General features: G+C 60.7%; 23 protein-coding genes. All 23 read left to right on the forward strand.

Annotated elements, in window-relative coordinates; translation table 11 throughout:
• The first annotated feature begins 128 nt into the window (after nt 1-128).
• Complete coding sequence (locus ACJ8IJ_RS02910; protein WP_442518246.1) at nt 129-2681, forward strand: DUF2169 domain-containing protein; 2553 nt, start codon at nt 129-131, stop codon at nt 2679-2681.
• Entirely contained in the window at nt 2678-3745 is a 1068-nt protein-coding gene (locus ACJ8IJ_RS02915) for a pentapeptide repeat-containing protein (RefSeq protein WP_049188385.1), read from the forward strand. The genes ACJ8IJ_RS02910 and ACJ8IJ_RS02915 overlap by 4 nt, the downstream gene beginning before the upstream one ends.
• Nucleotides 3746-3775: 30 nt before the next feature.
• On the forward strand, nt 3776-4411 hold the full coding sequence (locus ACJ8IJ_RS02920; protein ID WP_015378275.1) for a DUF3540 domain-containing protein: 636 nt from the start codon (nt 3776-3778) through the stop codon (nt 4409-4411).
• 15 nt (nt 4412-4426) lie between these two features.
• Complete coding sequence (locus ACJ8IJ_RS02925) at nt 4427-4819, forward strand: DUF4150 domain-containing protein (protein WP_004934933.1); 393 nt, start codon at nt 4427-4429, stop codon at nt 4817-4819.
• A 48-nt stretch (nt 4820-4867) separates the two neighbouring features.
• Nucleotides 4868-5368 (forward strand): type VI secretion system accessory protein TagV, encoded by a 501-nt coding sequence (tagV, locus tag ACJ8IJ_RS02930; RefSeq protein WP_033632731.1) that lies wholly within the window; start codon nt 4868-4870, stop codon nt 5366-5368.
• A 29-nt stretch (nt 5369-5397) separates the two neighbouring features.
• Entirely contained in the window at nt 5398-5928 is a 531-nt protein-coding gene (tssJ, locus tag ACJ8IJ_RS02935; RefSeq protein WP_015378277.1) for a type VI secretion system lipoprotein TssJ, read from the forward strand.
• Nucleotides 5929-5968: 40 nt separating this feature from the next.
• Entirely contained in the window at nt 5969-7315 is a 1347-nt protein-coding gene (gene tssK / locus ACJ8IJ_RS02940) for a type VI secretion system baseplate subunit TssK (protein WP_094142923.1), read from the forward strand.
• A gap of 21 nt (nt 7316-7336) precedes the next feature.
• Nucleotides 7337-8539: a DotU family type VI secretion system protein gene (locus ACJ8IJ_RS02945; RefSeq protein ID WP_004934945.1), complete on the forward strand. Its 1203-nt coding sequence runs from the start codon at nt 7337-7339 to the stop codon at nt 8537-8539.
• Nucleotides 8539-12174: a type VI secretion system membrane subunit TssM gene (gene tssM, locus ACJ8IJ_RS02950; protein ID WP_033632730.1), complete on the forward strand. Its 3636-nt coding sequence runs from the start codon at nt 8539-8541 to the stop codon at nt 12172-12174. The genes ACJ8IJ_RS02945 and tssM overlap by 1 nt, the downstream gene beginning before the upstream one ends.
• Nucleotides 12175-12192: 18 nt before the next feature.
• Nucleotides 12193-12912 carry a type VI secretion system-associated protein TagF gene (gene tagF / locus ACJ8IJ_RS02955; protein ID WP_004934950.1) on the forward strand — a complete coding sequence of 240 codons (720 nt, stop codon included), beginning with the start codon at nt 12193-12195 and terminating at the stop codon, nt 12910-12912.
• 23 nt (nt 12913-12935) lie between these two features.
• On the forward strand, nt 12936-13967 hold the full coding sequence (gene tssA, locus ACJ8IJ_RS02960; RefSeq protein WP_154871144.1) for a type VI secretion system protein TssA: 1032 nt from the start codon (nt 12936-12938) through the stop codon (nt 13965-13967).
• A gap of 122 nt (nt 13968-14089) precedes the next feature.
• The gene (gene tssB / locus ACJ8IJ_RS02965) at nt 14090-14626 is read left to right on the forward strand and encodes a type VI secretion system contractile sheath small subunit (protein WP_046896570.1); all 537 of its coding nucleotides are present in this window, start codon (nt 14090-14092) and stop codon (nt 14624-14626) included.
• A gap of 3 nt (nt 14627-14629) precedes the next feature.
• Nucleotides 14630-16135, forward strand: a complete 1506-nt coding sequence (tssC, locus tag ACJ8IJ_RS02970) for a type VI secretion system contractile sheath large subunit (protein WP_004934958.1) — start codon at nt 14630-14632, stop codon at nt 16133-16135.
• 304 nt (nt 16136-16439) lie between these two features.
• Nucleotides 16440-16922 (forward strand): Hcp family type VI secretion system effector, encoded by a 483-nt coding sequence (locus tag ACJ8IJ_RS02975; RefSeq protein WP_004934962.1) that lies wholly within the window; start codon nt 16440-16442, stop codon nt 16920-16922.
• Nucleotides 16923-16975: 53 nt separating this feature from the next.
• Nucleotides 16976-17479, forward strand: a complete 504-nt coding sequence (locus ACJ8IJ_RS02980) for a type VI secretion system amidase effector protein Tae4 (protein WP_342577174.1) — start codon at nt 16976-16978, stop codon at nt 17477-17479.
• Nucleotides 17476-17934: a T6SS amidase immunity protein Tai4 family protein gene (locus tag ACJ8IJ_RS02985; protein WP_004934966.1), complete on the forward strand. Its 459-nt coding sequence runs from the start codon at nt 17476-17478 to the stop codon at nt 17932-17934. The genes ACJ8IJ_RS02980 and ACJ8IJ_RS02985 overlap by 4 nt, the downstream gene beginning before the upstream one ends.
• 12 nt (nt 17935-17946) lie before the next feature.
• The gene (locus ACJ8IJ_RS02990) at nt 17947-18300 is read left to right on the forward strand and encodes a type VI secretion system amidase immunity protein Tai4 (protein ID WP_257214292.1); all 354 of its coding nucleotides are present in this window, start codon (nt 17947-17949) and stop codon (nt 18298-18300) included.
• 69 nt (nt 18301-18369) lie between these two features.
• On the forward strand, nt 18370-18705 hold the full coding sequence (locus ACJ8IJ_RS02995) for a type VI secretion system amidase immunity protein Tai4 (protein ID WP_257214270.1): 336 nt from the start codon (nt 18370-18372) through the stop codon (nt 18703-18705).
• 474 nt (nt 18706-19179) lie between these two features.
• Nucleotides 19180-20919 carry a type VI secretion system-associated FHA domain protein TagH gene (tagH, locus tag ACJ8IJ_RS03000; protein ID WP_131164827.1) on the forward strand — a complete coding sequence of 580 codons (1740 nt, stop codon included), beginning with the start codon at nt 19180-19182 and terminating at the stop codon, nt 20917-20919.
• Nucleotides 20919-21692 (forward strand): PP2C family protein-serine/threonine phosphatase, encoded by a 774-nt coding sequence (locus ACJ8IJ_RS03005; RefSeq protein WP_004934976.1) that lies wholly within the window; start codon nt 20919-20921, stop codon nt 21690-21692. Before tagH ends, ACJ8IJ_RS03005 begins: the two co-directional genes overlap by 1 nt.
• Nucleotides 21693-21720: 28 nt before the next feature.
• The gene (locus ACJ8IJ_RS03010) at nt 21721-22707 is read left to right on the forward strand and encodes a hypothetical protein (protein WP_033645724.1); all 987 of its coding nucleotides are present in this window, start codon (nt 21721-21723) and stop codon (nt 22705-22707) included.
• Between the two features lie 15 nt (nt 22708-22722).
• Nucleotides 22723-23544: a type VI secretion system accessory protein TagJ gene (locus tag ACJ8IJ_RS03015; protein ID WP_265261278.1), complete on the forward strand. Its 822-nt coding sequence runs from the start codon at nt 22723-22725 to the stop codon at nt 23542-23544.
• Between the two features lie 2 nt (nt 23545-23546).
• Nucleotides 23547-24122 (forward strand): type VI secretion system baseplate subunit TssE, encoded by a 576-nt coding sequence (locus tag ACJ8IJ_RS03020; RefSeq protein ID WP_004934985.1) that lies wholly within the window; start codon nt 23547-23549, stop codon nt 24120-24122.
• Nucleotides 24123-24126 lie beyond the last annotated feature (4 nt).

Raw genomic sequence — 24126 nt, forward strand, 5'->3', positions numbered from 1 at the left:
TCTGAACGCCGCATCGTTTTCTTCATCTGTTGTGACATAGCCTGATATCTATTAAACCGAAAAACGGATTGTTTTTGAGCAAGCAGCCTGGCTGCCGGCTGATATCCACAGGAAGCTTTACACACACAATGAAAGTCGTAAAACCTCTGCGCCTCAGCGCGCTTCATCGTCCCTTCTCTTGGCAAGGGCAAAACCATCTGGGCGTTTCCGTTTTGGCCTTGGCCGACATGGGGGCCGCCCCGCGCCTGCGTCCCGAACCGGAGTTGTGGCAGTTGGCCGCCGACGAACTCACGTTGAGCGGCGGCGTGCTCGATTTGGCTATCCCAAAAGCCTGCGCGGAGTTTCTCGCCACCGGCAATGCCTACACCCATCATCAACAAGACAAAACCGCTTGCGCCGTGAAGATCCAGCTTGATTCGCTGGAAAAAACGCTGGTGGTTTTCGGCGATCGCCATTGGATCAACGATCGTCCCTCTACTCCCCTCCCTTTTGCAGAAATGCGTCTGGACTGGCGCCGGGCTTACGGCGGCGCGCAGTTCGCCGATAATCCGCACGGCATCGGCGCCACCCCAGAAACATTTCCGCAAGGCCGCATCCACCGCCTACCCAATGTTGAACCCCTGCAGGGGCGCCTTGCGTCTTCTCGGCAAAGCGCGCAACCGGCAAGCTTTGACGCGTTGGATATCACCTGGCCGCGCCGCTTCTCCCGCATCGGCAAAAACTACGACGCCGACTGGTTGAAAAACGGCTTTCCCGGCTTCGCCAACGATATCGACTGGCGCCTGTTCAACATGGCGGAAAGCGATCAGCAGTTTCCTCAACGCGACAGCTTGCCGCCCCGGGCCGCCTATCGGATTTGGAACATGCACCCTTCAGAACCGGTGCAGCAAGGGCATTTGCCGCCGTGGCGCGCGCGCTGCTTCATCAACCGGCTGCGCGGCGGCGAAACGCATTTCGAAGAGATCGCGATGCGCCACACCACCGTCTGGTTCTTCCCCCATCGGGAACAGATGCTGCTGATTTATCAGGGCAGCGCACGCATCAATGAAGACGATGCCGCCGACGTGATGCAGCTGATGCCGGCCCTGGAAACCGAAGGCGAGCCCCGCTCCACCGCGCATTATCGGCAGGTATTGGCCCAGCGGCTGGATAAAGAACGGGGTGCTCTGCACGCTTTTCGTGAGCAAGAGTTGTTGCCGGAGGCGTGCATCGGCGCCTGGCTGGATACGGAAACGCCGACGCAGCAAAGCCCGATGGCGGAAAATATCGCCGCCTACGAGCATCAGCAACGCGAAGAGCATCGCCAGCGTCTGCTGCGCGAGGGACAAGACATTGATGAACTTTTCCCGCGCCCGTCGCAAGAGGCGCCGCCGAAGCTGGACCAGCTCGCCGAATTCGTCGAGCGTCTGGAAAGCCAGGCCGAGGCGCAGTATCAGGACATGCTCAAGCTGACACAAGCCGAGGGTATCGATCCGCTCAATCCCGGTGGGGACCATGTGCCGCCATCCGGTGCGGAAAGCTACCAGCAGCAACGCGATCTGCTGTTCCAGGAGGCACGCCGGCATCCTGACGCATTTAGCGATAAACAGCGTGGGGAAAGCGAACGCGCGCTGCACCAAATGTATTTAATGTCGGCACAGGCGCAAAGCCCTGCACTGCGCCTGCGTGGCGATCTGGCGCAAATCATTCGCCAACGCGTCGCCGCCGCCATGCTGCGCGATAAGGATCTCAGCGGCCTGGATCTCACCGGCGCCGATCTGTCCGGCATGGATCTCTGCCAGGCTAACTTGCGCGGCGCTTTGCTGGAAAACGCCGATCTGCGCCAAACCCAATTGGTGGGTTGCGATCTTCGCGAGGCGATGTTGGCGCGCGCCGATCTCAGCGGCGCCGTCTTACAGCAGGCCGATTTGAGCCACGCCTCCTTGGCCCTGGCGAAATGTGAAGCGACGGATTTCGGCGGCGCGCAGTTGCACGAAACCAACATCCAGCAAACGTTGTTTCAACGCTGCGATTTCACTATGGCGTCGTTACGCGACTTGCTGGGGTACGAAACCCTGCTCGGGCAGTGTGACTTCAACCGCGCCACGCTGGCCAACATTACGCTGATGGAGCTGCAACTGGAGCAGCTGACATTCAGCCACGCCCGGCTCGACAAAGTCAGCTTCGTCAAATGCCGGCTGCTGGCGGTGAACTTCGATCGGGCGCGGCTAGAGAGCTGCGCCTGGGTTGATACCGAGACGCAAAGCCTCAGCTTCCGCGCCGCACGCCTCACCGCCTGCGCCTTCGCGGCAAAGACGCTGTTGCCGCAGGCGGATTTCGGCGACGCGACGCTGAACCAGTGCAATTTGCGCCAGATGCCGTTGCAGCGGGCTAATTTCAGCCGTGCGCGCCTCGACAACTGCGACCTGTCGGAAGCCCGGCTGAACGAGGCCGATTTCCGTCAGGCCAACGGCAGCGGCAGCCTGTTCATTCGCTGCGATCTGTCCCAGGCCAACCTGCGCGACGCCAATTTCATCGCGGCGATCCTGCAAAAATGCGTGCTGTCAGGCGCTGACCTGCAGGGCACCAATCTGTTCCGGGCCGATTTGTCGCAGTCGCAAGTGGATCAGGCGACCCGGCTCGACGGTGCCTATACCGCCAGGGTGAAAACATTGCCTCGCCACAACGGGAAGGAAGTATGACGTCAAAACCTGAGCAGATACGCCAGCGCGTGAAACGCGGCGAGCTGATTGCCGGTGAGGATTTGCACGGCCTGTCATTCGCCGGTATGGATTTGGCCGGCGGCATGTTCAACGAACTGAACCTGAACGGCGTGAACTTCTCCGATTGCGATCTGCGCGACAGCGTCTTCAGCGATTGCCGGCTCGAACACGCTCAATTTGCGCGGGCGAACCTGAAGCAAACGGCCTTCAATCAGTGCGCCATGGCGGGCGGCCGCTTCAGCGAGAGCCATATCGAACTGACGATGTTCAACGACTGCCGGCTTGAACAGAGCGACTTTAGCCGGCTGCCGCTCAACCAAAGCCACTGGATGTCATGCCAATTGGCCGGCGCGAATTTTTCCGCCACTCAGCACGATCGCACCACCTTTTACGAAAGCCCGCTCGACGGCGCAGATTTAAGTCATACAAGGCTGTCACTTGTCACGTTCTTTCGATTAAATCTCTGTGAAACAAGGTTTGAAGGGGTTGATTTCGACCGCGTCACGTTTTTCGAATGTGACCACCGCGGCAAAAGTTACGCCGGGCAGCGCCTCATCGCCTGCCAGTTTACCGATAACCAACTGGACGACGTCGATTTCAGCCAGGCGACGTTGCGTCAAAGCAACTTCAAGGGCGCTTCGCTGCTGCGCGCCAACCTGACGGGCGTGCAAGCGCAGCAGTCACTGTGGCTGGAGGCCAATCTGACCCACGCGCAGTGCCGCAGCGGGCAGTTCGATCAGGCGATCTTCAGCGAAGCGACGCTGGACGCCGCCAACTTTAGCCAGGCGCGCCTGTATCAATGCGTGTTCCAGCGCAGCCGCGCGGCGCGCTGTGATTTCAGCGACAGCGACCTGACCTACGCCGACTTCTGTTACGCCGACATCGGCGCCGCCGATTTCCGGCGCGCGCGTTTTATGCGCACCCGCATGCACCGCGCCCACCAGCAGCAAACGCGCTGGGGCGATCGCAGCGGTATCCTCGAGCGCGACGAAGAACTGTACGCCGCCGAAACCTGGAGCGCACAGCGCCAGAGCCGAATCTGAATGCATTGACCACTTCACGAGGGGATCACCATGAGCGTTGCCAACACAACTCGCGCCGTCAACATCGCACCGCCCCAGCAGGCCGCCGGCCAGGTCGTCAACCTGTTGCCGGACGGCAGCCTGGTGGTGGAGTGCGAAGGCCGCGGCTGGCATTGCCGCCGGGCGGCGAGCTGCCTGCTGACGCCGGCCCTCGGCGATAACGTGCTGGTCGCCGGCTGCGGCCACCAGCTGTGGGCGATCGCCGTCCTTGAGCGCGCAGAGCCGCAAAGCGCGGCGCGGCTCTGCGTCGCAGGCGATCTGCACATTGAAACGCCGAACGGCTCGCTGTCGTTGCACGGCGCGCAGGCGCTGAACCTGAGCGGCGACGCCATGACGCTACAAGCGAACAGCGGCGACTGCCACGTCGACAAGATGAAATACAGCGGCGAAGAGCTGTCGGCCTTCGTCAGCCTCAGCCGCCTGGTCGGCAAACGCTGCGAGTCGCTGTGGCATTCGGTCAGCCAGATCAGCCATTCGCTGTTCCGCAAAGTGCGCCAGACCGAGCACGTGCGCGCCGGGCAGCTGGATTACCAGGCGGAAGATTACGCCCGCATTCATGCGCGCAACACGCTGATTACCTCGAAAGACATCACCAAGCTGGATTCGGAACAAATCCACGTCGGATAACCTGCGGAGGCCTTTATGTTTGCCAACAGCCAAATGATCGGCGTGGACCTGGCGTTTCCCGACGTCTGTCTGACGCCAAGCCCGGCACCGGTGCCCGTGCCTTACCCGGATATCGCCCTGGCGCCGACCGCCATCCCGAATGCGTTCAACATTCTGTTCGTCGGCACCCCGGCGCACAACATGGCGACGGTGACGCCCCTGACCAATGGCGACAACCCCGGCGTGGCCACCGGCGTCGCTTCCGGCACGGTGATGGGGCCGTCCCGCCACCTGACCGGCGCCTTTACCGTGCTGCTCAAAGGCACCCCGGCCACCCGGTTGACCAGCCTCAGCCTGCAGAATTCCACCAACGCGCTCGGCATGCGCATCGTGCCGAGCCAATTAAAAGTGTTGCTGCTTGCGCCCTGATGACGGCGCCTTATTACACAGCCATTCAATCAAGAAAAAGAGGACATTGTGAAAACACGGATTACCCTGACGCTGCTGACCGCCCTGACGCTTGCCGGTTGCTCCACCCCGCCGCCACCGCCGCCGGCGCTCAATAACGACGCCATCGTCAGCAGTGAAGTCAATGGCGTCACGCTAAAACACCGCGCCGCGGTGAGCGCGCCGAAACAGTTCAAGCCGATCGGTGAGGAATACCGCAGCCTGTACGCCGCCAGCATCATGAGCAGCCCCGATTATACCGGCACCGCCGTCGGCAGCCTGGACAACGCCGCCGCGTTCTACGCGCTGGGCGAAGTGGAAAACAACTGGCTGGCGATCTCGGCCATTCGCGGCGGCGACCTGGTGGGTTATATCCAGGCCAACGCCGGCGTGCCGGAAGCGCGCTACAAATCAACGCTGCGCAAAGATCTGCCGCGCCGCGCGCGCGCCGCCAAACAGGACTGCGTCAAAGTCGGCGGCGACAGCAAGGCGTGTAAAAACGCCGGCTCAGCCACCTGGATCCTCCAGTAGTCAGTACGCCTGCGGGCGACGAGATTCCCATGATGACGACCCCTATCGCTTCCCGCTGGTGCGGGATGCTGTTTCTGCTGCTGGGCGCGTTGGCGCTCGGCGGTTGCATGTCTTCCGCCAAAAGCGTGCCGTCGCGCTACAGCCTGGTGTTCGATGCCGATCGCCAGGTCAACGCCGCCGCCGGCGCGCAACCGGCGCCGATAAAAATTCGCGTGCTGCTGCTGCGTTCGGATGCGGAATTCATGGATGCCGACTTCTTCAGTCTGCAAAACGACGCCAAAAGCGTGCTCGGCAATAGCCTGCTGGACAGCGATCAGTTCTTCCTGACGCCGGGCCAGACCGGCAAGACGCTCGGCGGGCAAAGCGCATTGGACGCACGTTACATCGGCGTGATCGCCGAGTATCAAAACCTGGACGGCAAGGCCTGGCGCATTTCGCTGCCGCTGCCGGAGCCCACCGAAACCAATTTCTACAAGGTATGGCAATTCTCGCCGGATGAGCTGGAAGCGCATATCGTCGCGGGCGTGAATGGCCTGCGCCCCGTAAAAAAGGTCGACTGATCTACCGCTGCGCTGAAGCGAAGTAACTATAGGTGTGATGATGAAAGATGCTCATAAGGTTGTCTGGACTGAGGGGATGTTTTTACGCCCTCACCATTTCCAGCAGGCGGAAAACTATCTCGAAGGCTATATGCGCAACTGGGGCCAGGCCCACAGCGGCTGTTTCTGGGGGTTCCTGACCCTGGATCTGGACCAAACGCTGCTGCGCCAGGGCAAGATTGCGCTCAACGCCGCCAGCGGCATCATGCCGGACGGCACGCCGTTTCGCTTCTCCGGCGCCCAGCAGGCGCCCGCGCCGCTGGCCATCGCCGACAACAAGACCGGTGAAAACGTGGTGCTGGCTCTGCCGACCTATCGCGCGGGGCGTGAAGACGTGATCTTTCAGGAAAGCCCGGAAGCGCTGGCGCGCTATCTGGCCTACGAGAACGAAGTCGACGATCTCAACGCCGTCTCGGTGGGCAGCGCGGCGCTGCAGTTCGGCCGCCTGCGCCTGCGGCTGATGCTGGAGAGCGAGCTGAACGCCGAATGGACGGCGCTCGGCGTCACCCGCGTGCTGGAAAAGCGCGGCGACAACAGCCTGCGTCTCGATACGGCGCAAATCCCGCCGATGCTGAACTGTCAGGGCAACCCGGTACTGAAGACCTTCATCAACGATCTGCAGGGCCTGCTGCAACAGCGCAGCCAGCAGATGAGTCAACGCCTGCTGCAACCGGGCCGCGGCGGCAGTTCCGAAATGGTCGATTTCATGCTGCTGCAGCTGATCAACCGCCATCTCGGTCAGGTGAGCCATGCCTACCACCTCGACCATCTGCACCCGGAGCGCCTGTTCGCCGATTGGCTGCAGTTCGCCACCGAACTCGCCAGCTTCTCGGCGCAGCGCACCCCGGAAGGCCGCCTGCCGGTGTATGACCACGACAACCTGGCGCTGTGCTTCGGCAAGCTGATGCTGTTGCTGCGTCAGGGCCTGTCGGTGGTGCTGGAGGACAATGCCATTCAGCTGACGCTGGTCGAGCGCTCCCACGGCCTGAACGTCGCCACCGTTCAAGACGCCAAAATGATGCGCGACTTCGGTTTCGTCTTGGCAGTGCGCGCCGACGTGGCCGCCGAGGTGTTGCTGACCCACTTCCCGGCGCAGATGAAGATCGCCCCGGTCACGCGCATCCGCGATCTGGTGCAGCTGCAGCTGCCGGGCATCGGTCTGCGCACCATGCCCGTCGCGCCGCGCCAGATCCCTTATCACGCCGGCTATACCTATTTCGAGCTGGAAAAAGGCGGCGACCTGTGGAAACAGATGGAAAAATCCAGCGCCTTCGCCCTGCACCTGGCCGGCGAATTCCCGGGGCTGGACATGGAATTTTGGGCGATTCGCAGCCATACGGACCGGTAACCTATGACTCAGGAAAATAGCATGGCGCCGGCGGCCAATCCGCTGGTGGACGCCGCCAACCCGCTGCTGAACGCCATTTCGCAGATCCGCCAGTCGGCCACGCACGCCAACCCGGCGCAGCTGCGCCAACAGCTGATCGACGAAATGCGCCGCTTCGAGATCCGCGGCCAACGCGCCAATCTGCCGTACGAAGTGATCATCGGCGCGCGTTATTGCCTGTGCACCGCGCTGGATGAAGCGGCGGCGCTGACCCCGTGGGGCAGCAACAGCGTGTGGTCCGGCAGCGGGCTGCTGGTGACCTTCCATAACGAAACCTGGGGCGGCGAAAAGTTTTTCCAGCTGCTGGCCAAGCTGTCGCAGAGTCCGCGTGAGCACATCAACCTGCTGGAACTGATCAATTATTGCCTGCTGCTGGGCTTTGAAGGCCGCTATCGGGTGATGGAAAACGGCCGTTCTCAGCTGGAAACCATGAAGCAGCGCCTGCTGCAGCTGATCCGGACGGTGCGCGGCGGCTATGCCCCGCCGCTGTCGCCTCATGCGCTGGATCTGCCAGTACAGCAGAAACTGTGGCGCCCGCTGGTGCCGCTGTGGGCCTGCGTGGCGCTGACCGGCTTCCTGGCTTCGCTGCTGTTCATCGCCCTCAACTGGCGGCTGGGCGACAACACCAGCCCGGTGCTGGCGGCGATTTACCAAACCAATCTGCCGCAGGTGGCGATCGGTAACCCGGCGCCGGCCGCGCCGCCGACGCTGAGCCTGAAAAGCTTCCTGCGCAAAGAGATCGCCGAAGGGCTGGTGGTGGTGCGCGACGAAGCGCAGCAAAGCGTAGTGATCCTGAAAGGCGACGGGCTGTTCGACTCCGCCGCCACCACGGTGCGCGCCAACTATATCCCGGTCATCGACCGCATCGCCGCCGCCATGAACGGCGTCAGCGGCAAGATCCTGGTCACCGGCTACAGCGACAACCTGCCGATCCGCAGCGCCCGTTTCGCCTCCAACTGGGAGCTGTCGCTGGCGCGCGCCGAAGCGGTCAGTGCCCGCTTGCAAAAACACCTCGCCAACCCGCAGCGGGTCAAGGCCGAGGGCCGCGGCGAGAGCAACCCCGTCGCGCCGAACGATAACAAAGTGAACCGCGCGTTGAACCGCCGGGTAGAAATTACGCTGTTGGTCGCCCCGGAAAACACCCAGGCGGAAATCAACGGCTTGCCGCAAGGAACCGGAAAGTAATGCTCAGTACGTTATTCTCCATCATCACCAGCCGCCTGCTGTGGGGCTTTGTCGGCATTACCGCGCTGGCGTTCATCATCTGGATGATCGGCCCGCTGGTGGCCATCGGCGACTATCGCCCGCTGGAGCCGGAACTCAACCGCCAGATCGCCATCGGCGTCATCTACCTGATCTGGTTCCTGTGCCGCCTGATCCCGCGCCTCTACAGCGCCTGGTTCAACAGCCGCCTGCTGAGCAACCTGCGCGCCGCCGAAACGGTGCCGGCGGAAGACGGCAAGCCCGAGGTTAAACAAGACGATCAGCTGGCGCAGCGCTTCGACGAAGCGGCGCAGCTGCTGAAAAAGGCGCGCTTCGCACCGGGCCAGGGCGACGGCAAACACCGCTGGATGACCCGTTTTAGCCGCCAATACCTGTACCAACTGCCGTGGTATGTGATCATCGGCGCGCCCGGCGCCGGCAAGACCACCGCGCTGGTCAATTCCGGCCTGCACTTCCCGCTGGCGGATCGCTTCGGCAAATCCGCGCTGCGCGGCGTGGGCGGCACCCGCAACTGCGACTGGTGGTTTACCAACGACGCCGTGTTGCTCGACACCGCCGGCCGCTACACCACCCAGGAAAGCCAGCGCGAAGAAGACGCCGGCGAATGGCAAAGCTTCGTCGCGCTGCTGAAAAAATATCGCACCCGCCAGCCAATCAACGGCGTGATGGTCACCATCAGCGTCGCCGATCTGCTGAGCGACAGCGCCGAAGCGCGCGCCGCCCAGGCCAGCGCGCTGCGCAAACGCCTGATCGAACTGCACGAACAGTTGGGCATTCACTTCCCGGTCTATGTGCTGGTGACCAAAACCGACCTGCTCAACGGCTTTATGGCCTATTTCGGCAGCTTCGACAAAGCGCAGCGCGACCAGATCTGGGGATTCACCTTCCCTTACGAACGCTCGCGGCAGCCGGACTTCAACCTGAATGCCGCCTTCGAACAGCAATACGCCCTGCTGCAACAACGGCTGGATGCGGCGCTGCCGGATACGCTGCTGATGGAGCACGACGCGCGCCAACGCGCCGAAAGCTATCTGTTCCCGCAGGAATTCGCCGCGCTGCGCCCGCTGCTCGGCCACTATCTGGAACAGGTGTTCGCCACCTCCAGTTTTGAAACCCGCTTTACCCCGCGCGGCATCTATTTCACCAGCGGCACCCAAGAGGGGCTGCCGTTCGACCGGGTGATGGGCGAACTGAACCGCTACCTGCAGCTGCCGACGGCCAACTCAGGGGCGCAGGCCAACGCGGCCTGGGACAGCGTGGGCCAGGAAACGCCGATCCCGGCGGCCAAGGGCCAGAGCTTCTTCCTGAAAGAGACGCTGGAATCGGTGATCTTCCAGGAGTCCGGGCTGGCAGGCAGCAACCGCTGGTGGGAATACCGCAACCGCGCCCTGCACTGGGCGGGTTACATCGCACTGGCGGTGATCCTAGCGGTGCTGGCGATGCTCTGGTTCACCAGCTACGGCAACAACAAGGCCTACCTGGCGGAAGTGGCCGCCAAGGTGCCCGGCGTCGAGCGCCAGGGGCAAAACCTGACGCAGGTGGGCAACGGCGACATGTTCTCGCTGCTGCCGTTCCTCAACAGCCTGCTGCACCTGCCGGACAGCCAGAACTTTTCGCTGGACGATCCGCCGTTCACTTACCGCATGGGGCTGTTCCGCGGCGATCAGGTCGGTGACGCCGGCAATGCCCTGTACCAAAAAGCGCTGAAAGAGCTGCTGCTGCCGCAGGTGGCGCAACAGATCGCCACCACGCTGCGCAACGATAACCACGGCGACGCGGACTTCAGCTATGAAGCTTTGAAGGCCTACCAGATGCTGTATCTGCCGAAGCAGTACGACGGCAAATTCCTGCGCGCCTGGGTGATGCTCAACCTGCAGCGCAACCTGCCGCAGGGCAGCACCCAAAAACAGCTGCAGCAGATCGAATGGCACCTGAGCCAACTGCTGGATGCGCAGATCCAGGCCTCGCCCTACGCCAAAGATGAACAGCTGGTGGCGCAGGCGCAGGCCGCCATCAATCGGGCGCCGCTGTCGCAGCGCGTCTATGGCCGCCTCAAGCGCTTGCTGCTGAAACAGACCGACATCAAGCCGGTCAGCCTGGTCGATTTGGCCGGCCCGCAGACCGAGCTGGCGTTCAGCCGCAAAAGCGGCAAACCGGTCACCGACGGCGTGCCGGGCCTGTTCACCTCGCAAGGGTACTGGAAAGCGTTCAACGACAACATCGATCCGGTGACCGATACCCTGCGCAAGGAAGACGTCTGGGTGTTGAACAGCCAGACGCCGGAGCAGAAAAGCGCCGATCTGACCAAGACCATCCGCCAGCTGTACATGCAGGACTTTATCAGCGCCTGGGATGAGCTGCTGGGCGATATCCAACTGGCCAACATCGGCAACCTGACCCAGCGCATCAGCAGCGCGCGCCTGCTGTCAGGCAACCCGTCGCCGATGCGCAACCTGCTGGTCAACGTCAGCAAAAACGTCACCCTGCGCGACGAGAAAAGCGACGCCGATTCCCGCTCGCTGCTGGCCAAAACCGAAGACAGGCTGAATCAAAACGCCAACCGCACACTGGAGGCGCTGTTCACCAACCGGCCGGCCAACGCCGACGGCGACGTGTCGGCCCAGCCGGAACAGCTGGTGATGGCGCACTTCGCGCCGCTGCTGGAGCTGGCGCAAAGCCAGGGCGAAGGCAATAAGGCGATCCCTTTCGACAGCGTGCTGAAACAGGTCGATGAGCTGTACAGCTACCTGACGGCGGTGCAAGGCGCGGCCAACAGCGGCATGTCGGCGCCGCCGAGCGACATCATCCCGCGCCTGCAAGCCGAGTCCGGCCGCTTGCCGGTGCCGTTCAAACAGATGCTGCTGTCGCTGGCGATCGGCGCCAGCAGCGACACCCAGCGCAAAGAGATGGAGAACGTGAAAAAACGCATCAGCTTCGAGGTCGGCAGCTTCTGTCGCCAGGCGATTGCCGGGCGTTATCCGCTGGTGGCCCGGGCGCGCCAGGAAGTGACGCCGGACGATTTGGCGCGCATGTTCGCGCCGAACAGCGGGCTGATGGACAGCTTCTTCCGCGACAACCTGCAGGGCAAGGTCGACACTACTCGCGCCAACTGGCGCTTTACCCCCGGCGTGGACGGCAAGACGCTGCCCGGCGGCGAAGGCATCCTGCGTTCGTTCCAGCAGGCGCAGCGCATCCGCGACGCCTTCTTCGCCAACGGTACCGCGACGCCCTCGTACCGCGTGACCGTGCGGCCGGTGCGGATGGATAACGACATCCTCAACCTGACGCTGGATATCGACGGGCAGCTGTTCAAATACAGCCACGGCCCGCAGGTGCCGCTGGTGGTCAGCTGGCCGGGCACCCGTAATACCAACCAGGTGCATCTGCAGCTGGCGCTGGCCAACGGCACCACCGCCAGCCTGGTGACCAGCGGGCCGTGGGCGCTGAACCGCCTGGTGGATATGGCGCAGTCTTCGGGCACCGGCGGCCTCGGCCGTCAGGCGACGTTCAATCTCGACGGCCACCGCGTCACGCTGGAGTTCACGCCCAACAGCATTCGCAATCCGTTCCAACTGCCGGCCTTCTCGTGCCCGTAGCCCCGAAAGGACATGACCATGAGCACTGATTCAAGCGCCCCGACGAGCATCGGCTGGTACGGCAAACTTCCTTCCGCCGGTGACTTCCTGCAACGCCGTTTGCCTGACCCGGTGATCAACAACTGGGCCCACTGGTTCCATAACGGGCTGGTGAATTTGCAGCGCGATGCGCAGGGGCCAAACGATCACCCGTTCAGCAACGCGCCGGTGTGGAACTTCGTGATCCCCGCCACGCTCGGCAGCCAGTACGTGCAGATGGGCTGCCTGTTGCCGGCGCGCGACCGCGTCGGGCGGCGTTACCCCATCTGCGCGCTGCGCCTGTTCAGCCAACAGGATTGGCGCCCGCAACAGCTGAACATGGCGGCGAGCTGGTACCAACAGCTCGGCCATACCCTGCTGAACGGCGTGCGCAACGGCTTCTCCGCCGAACAGATCGACCGCACGCTGCAGGCGATCCCGGCGCTGCCCAGCCCGCCGGCGGAAGCGGACTCCGAGATATTGTCGATTATCGGGTTCCAGCATCCGGACGTACCGGGCCTCGGCTGGCAACAGGCCGCCGACTGTTTCGATCCGGCGCAGTACACCAGCTTCTGGTGGACCAATCAGGCCGACGGACACCCGCTCTACACCCACGTGCACAGCGGCAACCTCACCGTGCAGCTGTTTTCACTGCTGTTCGAGCCCAACGGCTGGGCACGCCCCGGCCGCGGCGGCCAGTACCCGCAAATGTTTGATTAACATCGCTCGTTGAAGGAAATTTTATGGCTATCGACACCGATACCCTGCTGGCCCCGGTTGACGCGGACAATCCCTGCGGCGACAACCTGGAATACGACGCCGACTTTCTGGCCATGGCGCGCGCTGCCACCGGCAAAGCCGAACAGCAATTCGGCAGCACCATCATTCCGGAAGAAGCGCCGGACTGGGTGCAGGTCGAGCGCCTCGCAAGCTCGCTGCTGGCGCGCACCAAAGACCTGCGCGTCATGCTGTATCTCACCCGCGCCTGGACCCAGCTGCGCGGATTGCCTGGCTATGCCGACGGGCTGACGCTGATCCACCAGGCGATACTCCGCTACTGGGATGCCCTGCAGCCGCCGCTGGAGTTCGACGGCGAGGCCGACCCGCTGTTTCGCATCAACGCGCTGGCCGACCTTGGCGACAAGGCCGCGCTGGCCGCCAGCGTGCGCGCCGCGCCGCTGCTGAAAAGCGCCGCCGGTGAAATCTCGCTGCGCGATGCGGGCGCCCTGCTCGACGGCAGCAAGCAAGAGTGCCCCAACTTTCCCGGCGGCCGTGCGCGGCTGCAGGATGAGCTGGCGCAACAGGATCGCCCCGAAGGCGCGCTGGTGATGCACATCGCCAACACCCTGGCCGCCATCCGCAGCGAAGTGACCCGCCATCTGGGTGAAAGCGCGCTGCCGGAAATGAGCGCGCTGACCAAGGTCTTTTCGCTGGTGGCGCTCGCCGGCCAGAGCGAGGCCCCGGCCGCCACCGAAGCGGACGCCACACAGGAAACCGCCGCTGAGCAACCACCGGCCGCCGTGCAGAGCGCCTCTGCCCCACTCAACTGGCGCAGCGCGCAGATCCAGTCGCGCGACGATGCCCAGCTGATGCTGGACAAGGTGAAAAACTATTTTCGTCTTCATGAGCCAAGCCACCCGGCGCCGCTGATGATCGATCGGGTACAGCGACTGATTACGCTGGACTTTATGCAAATCGTCCGCGATTTGGCGCCCGATGGGCTTAACCAACTGGAGACCATTCTCGGTCGCCCCGACCACGAGGAGAACAGCTAGCCGCCGACTTTTGTTCTCTTGACGACACCCGATACCGTCTGCCCCTGCGCAGACCCGAATCAGAACCTGACTCTCCCAGCCGGACGAGGCGCGTTCCCAATCGCCATTAGATGGAGTAAATCATGTCAAACTCGAAATCCCGCAGCGGGCAGAAATTCATCGCCCGAAACCGCGCGCCGCGCGTACAGATTGAATACGATGTCGAAATTTATGGCGCAGAGCGCAAAATCCAGCTGCCGTTCGTGATGGGCGTGATGGCGGATCTGGTGGGGAAAACGGTCGATCCGCAAGCCAGCGTGGAAGAGCGCAAGTTCATGGAAATCGACGTCGACAACTTCGACGAGCGCATGAAATCGCTGAAGCCGCGCGTCGCTTATCAGGTTGACAATACCCTGACCGGCGAAGGCAAGCTGAACATCGATCTGACCTTCGAAAGCATGGAAGACTTCTCCCCCGCCGCTATCGCCCGCAAGGTCGACGCGCTGGACAATCTGCTGGACGCCCGCACCCAGCTTTCCAACCTGCTGTCCTACATGGACGGTAAAAACGGCGCCGAGGAGCTGATCTCCAAGATCCTGCAAAACCCGGCGCTGCTGAAATCCCTGACCGACGCGCCGAAGCCGGCGGTTAACGATGACAACAACGAGCGTGAGGATTAATCGATGAGCAACTCGCCTCAGCAACAGAATGCGTTGCAAACCACCGAGACTTTTTCCAGCGATGAGTTCAGCGCGCTGTTGAACAAAGAGTTCCGGCCGAAGACCGATCAGGCCAAAGAAGCGGTCGAGAACGCGGTGAAAACTCTGGCGCAGCAGGCGCTGGAAAATACCGTCACCGTTTCTTCCGACGCCTACCGCACCATCCAGGCGCTGATCGCGGAAATCGACGAAAAGCTGTCGCAGCAGATCAACCAGATCATTCACCACGACGATTTCCAGAAGCTGGAAGGCGCGTGGCACGGCCTGCACTACCTGGTCAACAACTCTGAAACCGACGAGATGCTGAAGATCCGTTTCATGAGCATTTCCAAGCAGGAGCTGGGCCGCACGCTGAAGCGTTATAAAGGCGTGGGCTGGGATCAGAGCCCGATCTTCAAGAAAATCTACGAAGAAGAGTATGGCCAGTTCGGCGGCGAGCCGTTCGGCTGCCTGGTGGGCGACTACTACTTCGATCACAGCCCGCAGGACGTGGAGCTGCTGGGCGAAATGGCCAAGATCGGCGCCGCCTCGCACTGCCCGTTCATCGCCGGCACCGCGCCAAGCGTGATGCAGATGGAGTCCTGGCAGGAGCTCTCCAACCCGCGCGATCTGACCAAGATTTTCCAGAACACCGAATACGCCGCCTGGCGCAGCCTGCGCGAATCGGAAGATGCGCGCTACCTGGGCCTGGTGATGCCGCGCTTCCTGGCGCGCCTGCCGTATGGCATCCGCACCAATCCGGTGGACGAGTTTGACTTCGAAGAAGATACCGACGGCGCGACCCACGGCAACTACACCTGGACCAACGCCGCCTACGCCATGGCCGCCAACATCAACCGTTCGTTCAAAGAGTTCGGTTGGTGCACCGCCATTCGCGGGGTGGAATCCGGCGGCGCGGTGGAAAACCTGCCGTGCCACACCTTCCCGAGCGACGACGGCGGCGTGGACATGAAGTGCCCGACCGAGATCGCCATCAGCGACCGCCGCGAAGCCGAGCTGGCCAAAAACGGCTTTATGCCGCTGGTGCACCGCAAAAACTCCGACTTCGCCGCCTTTATCGGCGCGCAGTCGCTGCAGAAGCCGGCGGAATACTACGACGCCGACGCCTCCGCCAACGCCCAGCTTTCCGCGCGCCTGCCGTACCTGTTCGCCTGCTGCCGCTTCGCGCACTATCTGAAGTGCATCGTGCGCGACAAAATTGGCTCCTTCCGCGAGCGCGACGACATGGAGCGCTGGCTGAACGACTGGATCATGAACTACGTGGACGGCGATCCGGCCAACTCCTCGCAGGAAACCAAGTCTCGCAAACCGCTGGCCGCAGCGGAAGTGCAGGTGGAAGAGATCGAAGACAACCCGGGCTACTACAGCGCCAAGTTCTTCCTGCGCCCGCACTACCAGCTGGAAGGCCTGACCGTCTCCCTGCGCCTGGTGTCGAAGCTGCCTTCGCTGAAACAAAACGACGCGTCCTGATGGACTGGAGTCAGGCCGCGATCACGTGGCCTGGCTGATGTATCAACCTCATCGTCAGCCTATCGCAGAAAACCCGGATCGCATGTGGAACCAAGATAACGCGAAATAATTAAGCATTGAGCCATTAGCACTTAATAGTGGCTCGGTAACCCGTACCGATAGTTTTCGGTATTTAAGAAGGTGCATGGCACAAGGATATAAATTGGTAATGCATTACCACACTTGCAATTCCTGCTGCTATTACCTGAGTTTTTCAACGTAACGTTAATACTACTGTTAACCCTTAATAAAGAGTGAAGAAACTATGGCTATTGATATGTTCCTGAAAGTTGAAGGTGCCAGCGGCGAATCCAAAGATTCGAATCACAAAGGCTGGACCGACATTACTTCTTTCTCCTGGGGCGCTTCTCAACCGGGCAATATGGGCGTTGGCGGCGGCGGTGGCGCCGGCAAAGTGTGCTTCAACGATCTGCACGTCAACGCGCTGATCGACAAGTCAACCCCGGCCTTGCTGAAACACTGCTCAAGCGGCAAACACCTGACCAAGATTGAGCTGTCGGTTTGCAAGGCGGGCGGCACCCAGGTTGAATACGCAAAAATCACCCTGGAAGACGTGCTGGTCACCGCCGTGCAGTACACCGGTGCAGGCGGCGAAGACACCGTGGGCGTCACCTACTCCTTCCAGGCGGCGAAAGTGAAACAGCAGTACTGGGAGCAGAGCGACAAAGGCGGCAAAGGCGCCGAAAGCAGCGCAGGTTGGAACATCAAGGAAAACCGCGAAGCTTAATCTGCATGCCCCCCCCCGGTTACGGCCGGGGGGATTAATATAGGGAAATAACAATGAATAATAATCGCCCCATTTTTTCAGCAGCATGGGTTGCAAGCACTAAAATATATAACGCGCAATATTCAAGTCAAAATGTTGCCAAGATTATCGGCGGGCGTGTCGCCATGAATATTGCGCCCAATGGAAAGTGGGAAAACACCTGCGCTGTGCGTATGAGCTACATCTTGAATAAATCTGGCTTCCCCATTCCTTATGTAAAAGATCAGACCGTATCAGGCGCCGATCGTCAATGGTATTTTTTTAGAGTTAAAGATCTTATCGCTTATCTGACAAAGATCTGGGGCAAACCCGACCTTCGAGTCAAATTCCCTCCTCCAGGTGGTGGTGAATTAGCCGGGAAGAAAGGGATCATACTGTTTGAAATTGCAGGTTGGAGCGATGCTGGAGGACATGCTACGCTTTGGAATGGGAACGGCGATTGTTATGATCATTGTTATTTCAATGAACCAGAAGCTCGCTATACAACAAATTACGCTAACTTTTGGGTATTGAGATGAAAAAAATCCTTATCTCTTTTCTTTGTCTATATGCTACTTGTGCTATAGCACAGAAAAACCAAGAAGAACCCATTGAAAAGTGGCCACCGCAAGCGGCGTACCGAAACTATTTGCAAAACTACAAGGATATTGCTCTGACCTACTGCATTTCCGTCGCTTATAAGACATCACCAGAGGCTAGCAAAGATGCAATTGCCTCATCGAATGGTATCGATGCTTGGTCATACTATGCAATTCGTGATGAAGAATCCCCTATCATCAAGCTGACAAAGCAGTATTTGCAAAAGAATTACAATGCTAAGGACGGGAAAAGCCGCTTAGACTTAATGAAGTGCATGGATATGTACCATAGTGAAGAACTAGACAAACTTGCGAAAGATTATGTACAGCGCCCTAATGATAATTGGGTGAAAGACAATCCGGACAGAGTAAATGAAAATCCTCCTCGGAAATAACCAGTGAAAAAAATCTCACTGACTGTGGCCATCGCCGCAACGTTGAACGTCAATGCAGCGACAGAAATTGACTATTCCCCTGCCGAGTACCTCAAAAACTACGTGCTTAGCGTTTGCATCGCCGAGGGGTACTCAGCAAAAGAAGTCAAAAACGATGCCGCCGCCGCTGCTCGGGGTTATATGGAGTTCGGCGATTATTCTCTGGAGGCGCATACCGCCGTCAGGGCGCTGGCAAAAGAATTTCTGGCAAAGCCCTATGACAGTATGTCAGGGGAGCCGATGACAATGGCCAAGTGCATCGATCTTGTACATAGCCAAGCGTTGCAAGCCATCATCAAGAAGTACCAAGGGAAAGACGACAACTGATATCAGAGTTGCTCAAACGACGGCTCATATCAAAGGTTATCTCGGATGAGAAGATACACGTACTTTTTAATGTCTCTGCTGCTCGGAAGCCATGTAGCCCTTGCTGAAAACTCACTCAATATTTTATCGCAAGAGACACTATATAAAAATTGGTTAGTCAGCCGCTGCATTGGGAAGTCCACTGACTCAGAAAAAACCAAGCAAGACGCCTTCCGTTCCGCTTCCGCCTATTTAGAATTGAGTAAACTGCCGATGGATGCATTCGAACAAGGCGAAAAGCTGGCTGAACAGTACGCCAATAAAAATAGCCAAGGCTCAGTCAAAGGAAGTTATCATATTTTAGATTGCCTTTCACTGCAGAACGCCAGTGAAGCTGAAGCCATTTTTAAACGTTACTCAAAGTAATAGTCAGGATTATCGAACCCAATTTCATAAAGCTTTCAAATCAAGTAAATTTATTGATTATTAACATGACGCCAGACGTCACGCTATCAACTTACTCATATGGATTCTTACTTTCCTATCTTTCATTGTCACTCATAACTTTAGTGGCATTATATTACTTAAAAAAATTATCGGCTCACAAACACAATTATCCATTTTTTGTTTTCAACTGTCTCACTGTGGTTTTTATGGGTGTCATACAGCTCTCAATTTTTGCATACGGGAATGATTTTCTTAATCTCTTCTACCCACTAGGCAACAATGACTATGACTCTATACATTATGGCAGTTTGATATTTACCTTTATCTACTTAACTCAACTGCCAAAAAAAACCTATTACAAAAAAGAAAAGAATCGAAGTTAGCCATCTGATTAGATGACTAAATCAACATACGCCCAAAGCAGTCTAAAATCCCCATCAGCAGGAATGCCTTATGCGATTTTCCATTGTAAAAAATAAAAGCGGCCAGGTTCCGCCGCAGAGCAGTTGCGATTTTCTGCCGCCGGGCGGCACCATCGGCCGCAGCGTGGACAACAACCTGGTGCTGCCGGACGAAGAGCGCGCCATTTCCCGTCTGCAGGCGATCGTGCACATTTCCTCTGACGGCGAATGCCGCATCACCAATCGCGGCAACGTCACCCGCGTGCTGCTGAACGATATTCCGCTGGAGCGTGGCCGCCAGGTTGAACTGCAGGATGGCGACGTACTCGGCATCGACGATTACCAGATTGAAGTCAGCGCGCTGCAGCAACACGCCGCGCCACAGGCTCAACCGGTGGCCAAGGCTGCTGCCGTTGCCGCTGCTGCGGCCCCAGCAGCCGCCGCCACCGAAAAATCCGCCGCGCCAATTCCCAACGAAATCTGGGACAGCCTGGTGGAAGAATTCACGCCGAACGCGCCGGCCGCCGTCACACCGCCGCCGATCGCCAATCCGGACAATCATCCGCTGCTGGATACCCCCGCTCGCGAGCTGAACCCGGCCGACCCGCTGGCGCAGCTGGCGGGCGATGTCGATCTGCGCCAACTGCAGCAGCAGCAAACCGATCCGGCGGCGCTGTTCAACACCGACACCACCTTTGAGCGCGAACACATCCTGGCCGACACCACCCCCAGCGCGCTGCTGGCGGAGCAGGCTGCGCCACCGCGCCCGGCTCCCCCCGTCCGGAATGCGCAGCAACCGGAACAAGAACTGGATCCGCTGGCGCTGTTCGGCGGCTCATCCGCGCCCGCTTCGCCAGAGACGCTGAACAGCAACGATCCGCTGGGGCTGCTGATGGGCGGCGCCGTGCCGCTGGCTCAGCCGGAGGAAGCGGTACAGCCGCCGTCCCCGCCGCCAGCACCGGCGCCGGTCGCCGCCCAGCCGGTAGCGCCGCGCCCTCAACCGACGCCGCCGCCCGTGCAGAGACCCGAGCCGCAACCCCAACCCGCGCCGCAGTTCAGCCAGCAGGAACCGCCTGCGCAGCCGCCGCGCCCGCGCCAGGGCAACCGCCTGGGCATCGATCCGGTCGCCTACCAGTCCGCCCAGCGGCAGCAGGCCGCCGCGCCGAATGGCGACACCTTGGAAGGACCGTTGCTGGCGGCGCTGCTGCAAGGCGTCGGTCTTGACGATCTGCAGCCGCAGCCGCATTTCGACGAACAACAGATCCGCCTGGCCGGCCGCCTGCTGAGCCTGTTCTCGCAAGGCACCGTCGCCCTGCTCTCATCCCGCTCGATCCTCAAGCGCGGCGTGAAGGCCGAGATGACCATGATCCTCGACGAGGCCAACAATCCGTTCAAGCTGCTGCCTTCGGGCAAAACGGTGCTGATGCAGATGTTCGGCAGCCAGATGCCGGGCTTTATGCCGCCGGAGCAGGCGGTGCGCGACGCGCTGATCGACCTGCAGGCGCACCAGCTGGGGATGATCGCCGGTATTCGCGCCATCATCGCCGCCATGCTGCAGTCGTTTAACCCGGAGCGTCTCGAAGAAGAAGCGCGCAAGGAAGGCGTGGCGCCGCGTCTGTCGCTGCCCGCCAACCGCAAGGCCGCGCTGTGGGACTACTTCGTGAAGAACTATCAGCAAACCTCCGGCGAAATCGAGGACGATTTCCACACCCTGTTCGGCGAAGCCTTCCTGCACGCCTATGACGTTGAAGTGAATCAATACAAAGACTCACAGACCAAACCGGACGCGTAATGAATATCACCATAGCCTCTACCTCCAACCAGGGCGGCCGCGCCTCCAACCAGGATCAGACCGGCGAGGTGCTCGGCAACCGCGCCGCCTGCTTCGTGGTGTGCGACGGCATCGCCGGTTTTCCGGGCGGCGATATCGCCGCCAAACTGGCACGCGACACCATTTTGCAAAACTTCGACGGCGAAAAGCACCTGAACGCCCAGAGCATTCGTCAGCACATCACCAGCGCCAACGCCGCCATCCACCAGCAGCAGCGGCAGTCGGACGAATACAGCAAGATGGGCACCACGCTGGTCAGTCTGTTTATCGATCGCGATTACCAGTTGGCCTACTGGGCGCACGCCGGCGACAGCCGCCTGTACCTGTTCCGCCGCGGCTACCTGCATGCCGTCACCACCGACCACAGCCTGATCCAACAGATGCAGGACGCCGGCTACCAGACCAACGGCATCAACAGCAACCTGCTGTATTTCGCGCTGGGGCTCAACGAAGAGCGCGACGCCACCTACAGTGACGTGCTGCAGCTGGAAGACGGCGACGTTTTCCTGCTGTGCACCGACGGCTTCTGGCACAGCTTCAGCCAGGCCGAACTGGAACAGTCGCTGCACATGGTCAACTCCCCCAGCGAGTGGATCGCCCTGATGCAGCAGGCATGGAAGAAAAACAATAACAGCGATAACTACAGCGCTATCGCCGTCTGGATTGGCTCACCGCAGGAAACCACCCTGCTGCATTCGCTGGCGGATGCGGAGCGGTTTCTGAGCCGCGACTGAGCAGCGCACATTCACAGCAAGGTTCACTATGAAATATTGGATGCCGGGGCTCGTCGCCCTGATGGCGGTGCCGACCGCGCAGGCGATGAACTATCGCCTGGTTTACTCCCCCAGCCAGAAGCTGGAAGTGTTTATCGATGACGTCAAAAACAGCAATCCAGCAAGCTGGTGCGGCAAAAGCATCCCGCTGCGTATCGTCTCGGCGCAAAGCCAGGATCCGGCGGTGCTGAACGACTTTCTGCCGCGCGTCGGCAATCTGTTGGAAAAGCAGTGCCCAAAAGCCGGCCACCTGCCCTGGACGCTGACCGACAAGCGCGGAGAGAAACTGGCCAGCGGCGAAGCCGCCAAAGCGCGCGGTTGGAAACCGGTGGTCAAACAAGAGGCCTCCGAGCCGCCGGAAACCCCGCCGCAACCGGCGATCCCTGCGGCGGTGGCCGTGACTTCTCCGCAGGCGGACAGCGCGCCGGCTCAGCGTTTCAGCCTGCCGCAGGGCTGCCACTTCCGCACCTTCTGGCGTGACGAGGCCAACGGCGGCTCGCTGTTCATTCCCGCCGGCGCCGCGCTGCGCTGCGGCGAGGACGGCTGGCTGCAGGGCAGCGGCGCGGTCACGCTGCAACAGGGCGGCCAAACCCTCTCGCCGACGCTGTGGTTCCTGCAAGGTTACCCGCTGGCGCAGGTTAACGGCGGCGATCGCGCGCTGACCGTCGTCAGCGCCAACGCCCAACGGCTCATTTTGGGCGGCAACCCGCAGGCGCCGGGCAGCTTCCTGCTGCTGAACTTCGAACCGAAGCTGCACGCCTGGGCGTTCAACGGTGAAGCGATCGTTGAAATGCCGCGCGTCGACGCAGCCGACGAAAACAAGATCAAACAGCGCGTGCAGCAGGCGCAAACCGCCTGGCAGCCGCTGCTGAGCGCCCCCGCCCCGCTGACTTTCAAACTGGTGGAAAAGCTGGCCGCAGACCGCGTTGATCCTGCCAGCGGCAGCTACCTGTCGGTTAACGGCGCCACTCACTGATTATAAGGAAAGCCTGTGAAATCATTAGCAAGCATGCTGCAAGGCCAGTCGATCGGCGCGGCCATCACCGCCGTCGAAAACGATATCAAGGCGAAACCGGCGGATGCCGACCTGCGCGCCGCGCTGGTGCAACTGCTGTGTCTGAGCGGCAACTGGACGCGCGCCAACGCGCAGCTGAAATCCTGGCAGGCGCTGAAACCGATCGCCCAACCGACCACGCTGCTGCTGATGCAGTCAGTCAACGCCGAGCTGCAACGCCAGGCGGTGTTTGCCGGCACGGCCGCGCCGGCGCTGCTGCGGCAGGATCAGCCTTGGCTGAAACTGATGGTGCAGGCGCTGCATCAGGATGCGCAAGGGGCGGCCGAACAGGCCCAGGGGCTGCGTGATGAAGCGCTGGAGGCCGCTCCGGCCGGCGCTGGGCGGTTAACGCTGGCCGAAGGCGAACAAGAACGGCAACTGCATTTCGACTGGCTGACCGACGGTGACGGCCGCCTCGGGCCGGTATGCGAACTGGCGCTGAACGGCATTTACTACTGGCTGCCGTTTGCCGACATCGCCGCGATCCAGTTCCAGGCGCCGCAGAGCGCCATCGACCTGGTGTGGAGCCATGCGCTGGTGCGCCTGACCGATGGCCGCGAACAGGTATGCCAACTGCCCGCCCGTTATCCGCTGGCCGAAGGCAGCGACGACGCGCTGCTGCTCGGCAAGCGCACCGAATGGCAACCGCTGGGCGACGGCACCCACTATGCGGGGCAGGGCCTGAAAACCTGGCTCAGCGAAAGCGATGAATTCCCACTGCACAGCCTGCGGCAGCTGAACTTCGACGCGAGCGCCTGACCATGAACGATAAGCGCCCACCCCACTACGACGGCGGCGATCTGCGCCACCAGGGCTATCGCTATCGTCAGGACAGCGAACGCCTGACCTCGCGCGACAAAATGCAGCCGGTGCTGCTCGATATGCTGACCGACGACGAACCGCAGAAAAAGCAGGAGGCGCAGGTGCGCAACCTGGTGTCGCACAGCGAGCTGCGCCGCCGGGTATTGCGCGATCTGCAGTGGCTGTTCAACTGCGTCAACAGCGAATCCAATCTGGATCTCGGCGATTTTCCGCAGGTGCGGCGCTCCACCCTGAATTACGGCATCGCCTCGCTGGCGGGCAAGCGCATGTCGGACATCGAATGGCTCGACATTCAGCGCGCGCTGACCGAATCCATTCTCCATTTCGAGCCGCGCATTTTGCCCGAGGGGCTGCAGGTGCGCTGCATCTCGGATACCGGCTCGCTGGAGCTGCACAACGTGCTGTCGATCGAAATCAAGGGCCGCCTGTGGTGCGTGCCCTATCCGCTGGAGTTTCTGTTCCGTACCGACGTGGATCTGGAAAACGGCCACTTCGATCTGAAAGACATAGGGTAAGGCG

It is taken from the genome of Serratia sp. CY40230, from assembly GCF_052168835.1.
GTDB lineage: Bacteria > Pseudomonadota > Gammaproteobacteria > Enterobacterales > Enterobacteriaceae > Serratia > Serratia nematodiphila.

Bases quoted from the DNA above. Each gene is read 5' to 3' on its own strand.
- tssA (WP_154871144.1), top strand. From the start codon at position 12,936: ATGGCTATCGACACCGATACCCTGCTGGCCCCGGTTGACGCGGACAAT.
- tssK (WP_094142923.1), top strand. From the start codon at position 5,969: ATGAAAGATGCTCATAAGGTTGTCTGGACTGAGGGGATGTTTTTACGC.
- ACJ8IJ_RS02985 (WP_004934966.1), top strand. From the start codon at position 17,476: ATGAAAAAAATCCTTATCTCTTTTCTTTGTCTATATGCTACTTGTGCT.
- ACJ8IJ_RS03005 (WP_004934976.1), top strand. From the start codon at position 20,919: ATGAATATCACCATAGCCTCTACCTCCAACCAGGGCGGCCGCGCCTCC.
- tagF (WP_004934950.1), top strand. From the start codon at position 12,193: ATGAGCACTGATTCAAGCGCCCCGACGAGCATCGGCTGGTACGGCAAA.
- tssJ (WP_015378277.1), top strand. From the start codon at position 5,398: ATGATGACGACCCCTATCGCTTCCCGCTGGTGCGGGATGCTGTTTCTG.
- ACJ8IJ_RS03010 (WP_033645724.1), top strand. From the start codon at position 21,721: ATGAAATATTGGATGCCGGGGCTCGTCGCCCTGATGGCGGTGCCGACC.
- ACJ8IJ_RS02910 (WP_442518246.1), top strand. From the start codon at position 129: ATGAAAGTCGTAAAACCTCTGCGCCTCAGCGCGCTTCATCGTCCCTTC.
- ACJ8IJ_RS02920 (WP_015378275.1), top strand. From the start codon at position 3,776: ATGAGCGTTGCCAACACAACTCGCGCCGTCAACATCGCACCGCCCCAG.
- tagH (WP_131164827.1), top strand. From the start codon at position 19,180: ATGCGATTTTCCATTGTAAAAAATAAAAGCGGCCAGGTTCCGCCGCAG.
- ACJ8IJ_RS02915 (WP_049188385.1), top strand. From the start codon at position 2,678: ATGACGTCAAAACCTGAGCAGATACGCCAGCGCGTGAAACGCGGCGAG.
- ACJ8IJ_RS02995 (WP_257214270.1), top strand. From the start codon at position 18,370: ATGTCTCTGCTGCTCGGAAGCCATGTAGCCCTTGCTGAAAACTCACTC.
- ACJ8IJ_RS02925 (WP_004934933.1), top strand. From the start codon at position 4,427: ATGTTTGCCAACAGCCAAATGATCGGCGTGGACCTGGCGTTTCCCGAC.
- ACJ8IJ_RS02945 (WP_004934945.1), top strand. From the start codon at position 7,337: ATGGCGCCGGCGGCCAATCCGCTGGTGGACGCCGCCAACCCGCTGCTG.
- tssC (WP_004934958.1), top strand. From the start codon at position 14,630: ATGAGCAACTCGCCTCAGCAACAGAATGCGTTGCAAACCACCGAGACT.
- tssB (WP_046896570.1), top strand. From the start codon at position 14,090: ATGTCAAACTCGAAATCCCGCAGCGGGCAGAAATTCATCGCCCGAAAC.
- ACJ8IJ_RS03020 (WP_004934985.1), top strand. From the start codon at position 23,547: ATGAACGATAAGCGCCCACCCCACTACGACGGCGGCGATCTGCGCCAC.
- tssM (WP_033632730.1), top strand. From the start codon at position 8,539: ATGCTCAGTACGTTATTCTCCATCATCACCAGCCGCCTGCTGTGGGGC.
- ACJ8IJ_RS02975 (WP_004934962.1), top strand. From the start codon at position 16,440: ATGGCTATTGATATGTTCCTGAAAGTTGAAGGTGCCAGCGGCGAATCC.
- ACJ8IJ_RS02980 (WP_342577174.1), top strand. From the start codon at position 16,976: ATGAATAATAATCGCCCCATTTTTTCAGCAGCATGGGTTGCAAGCACT.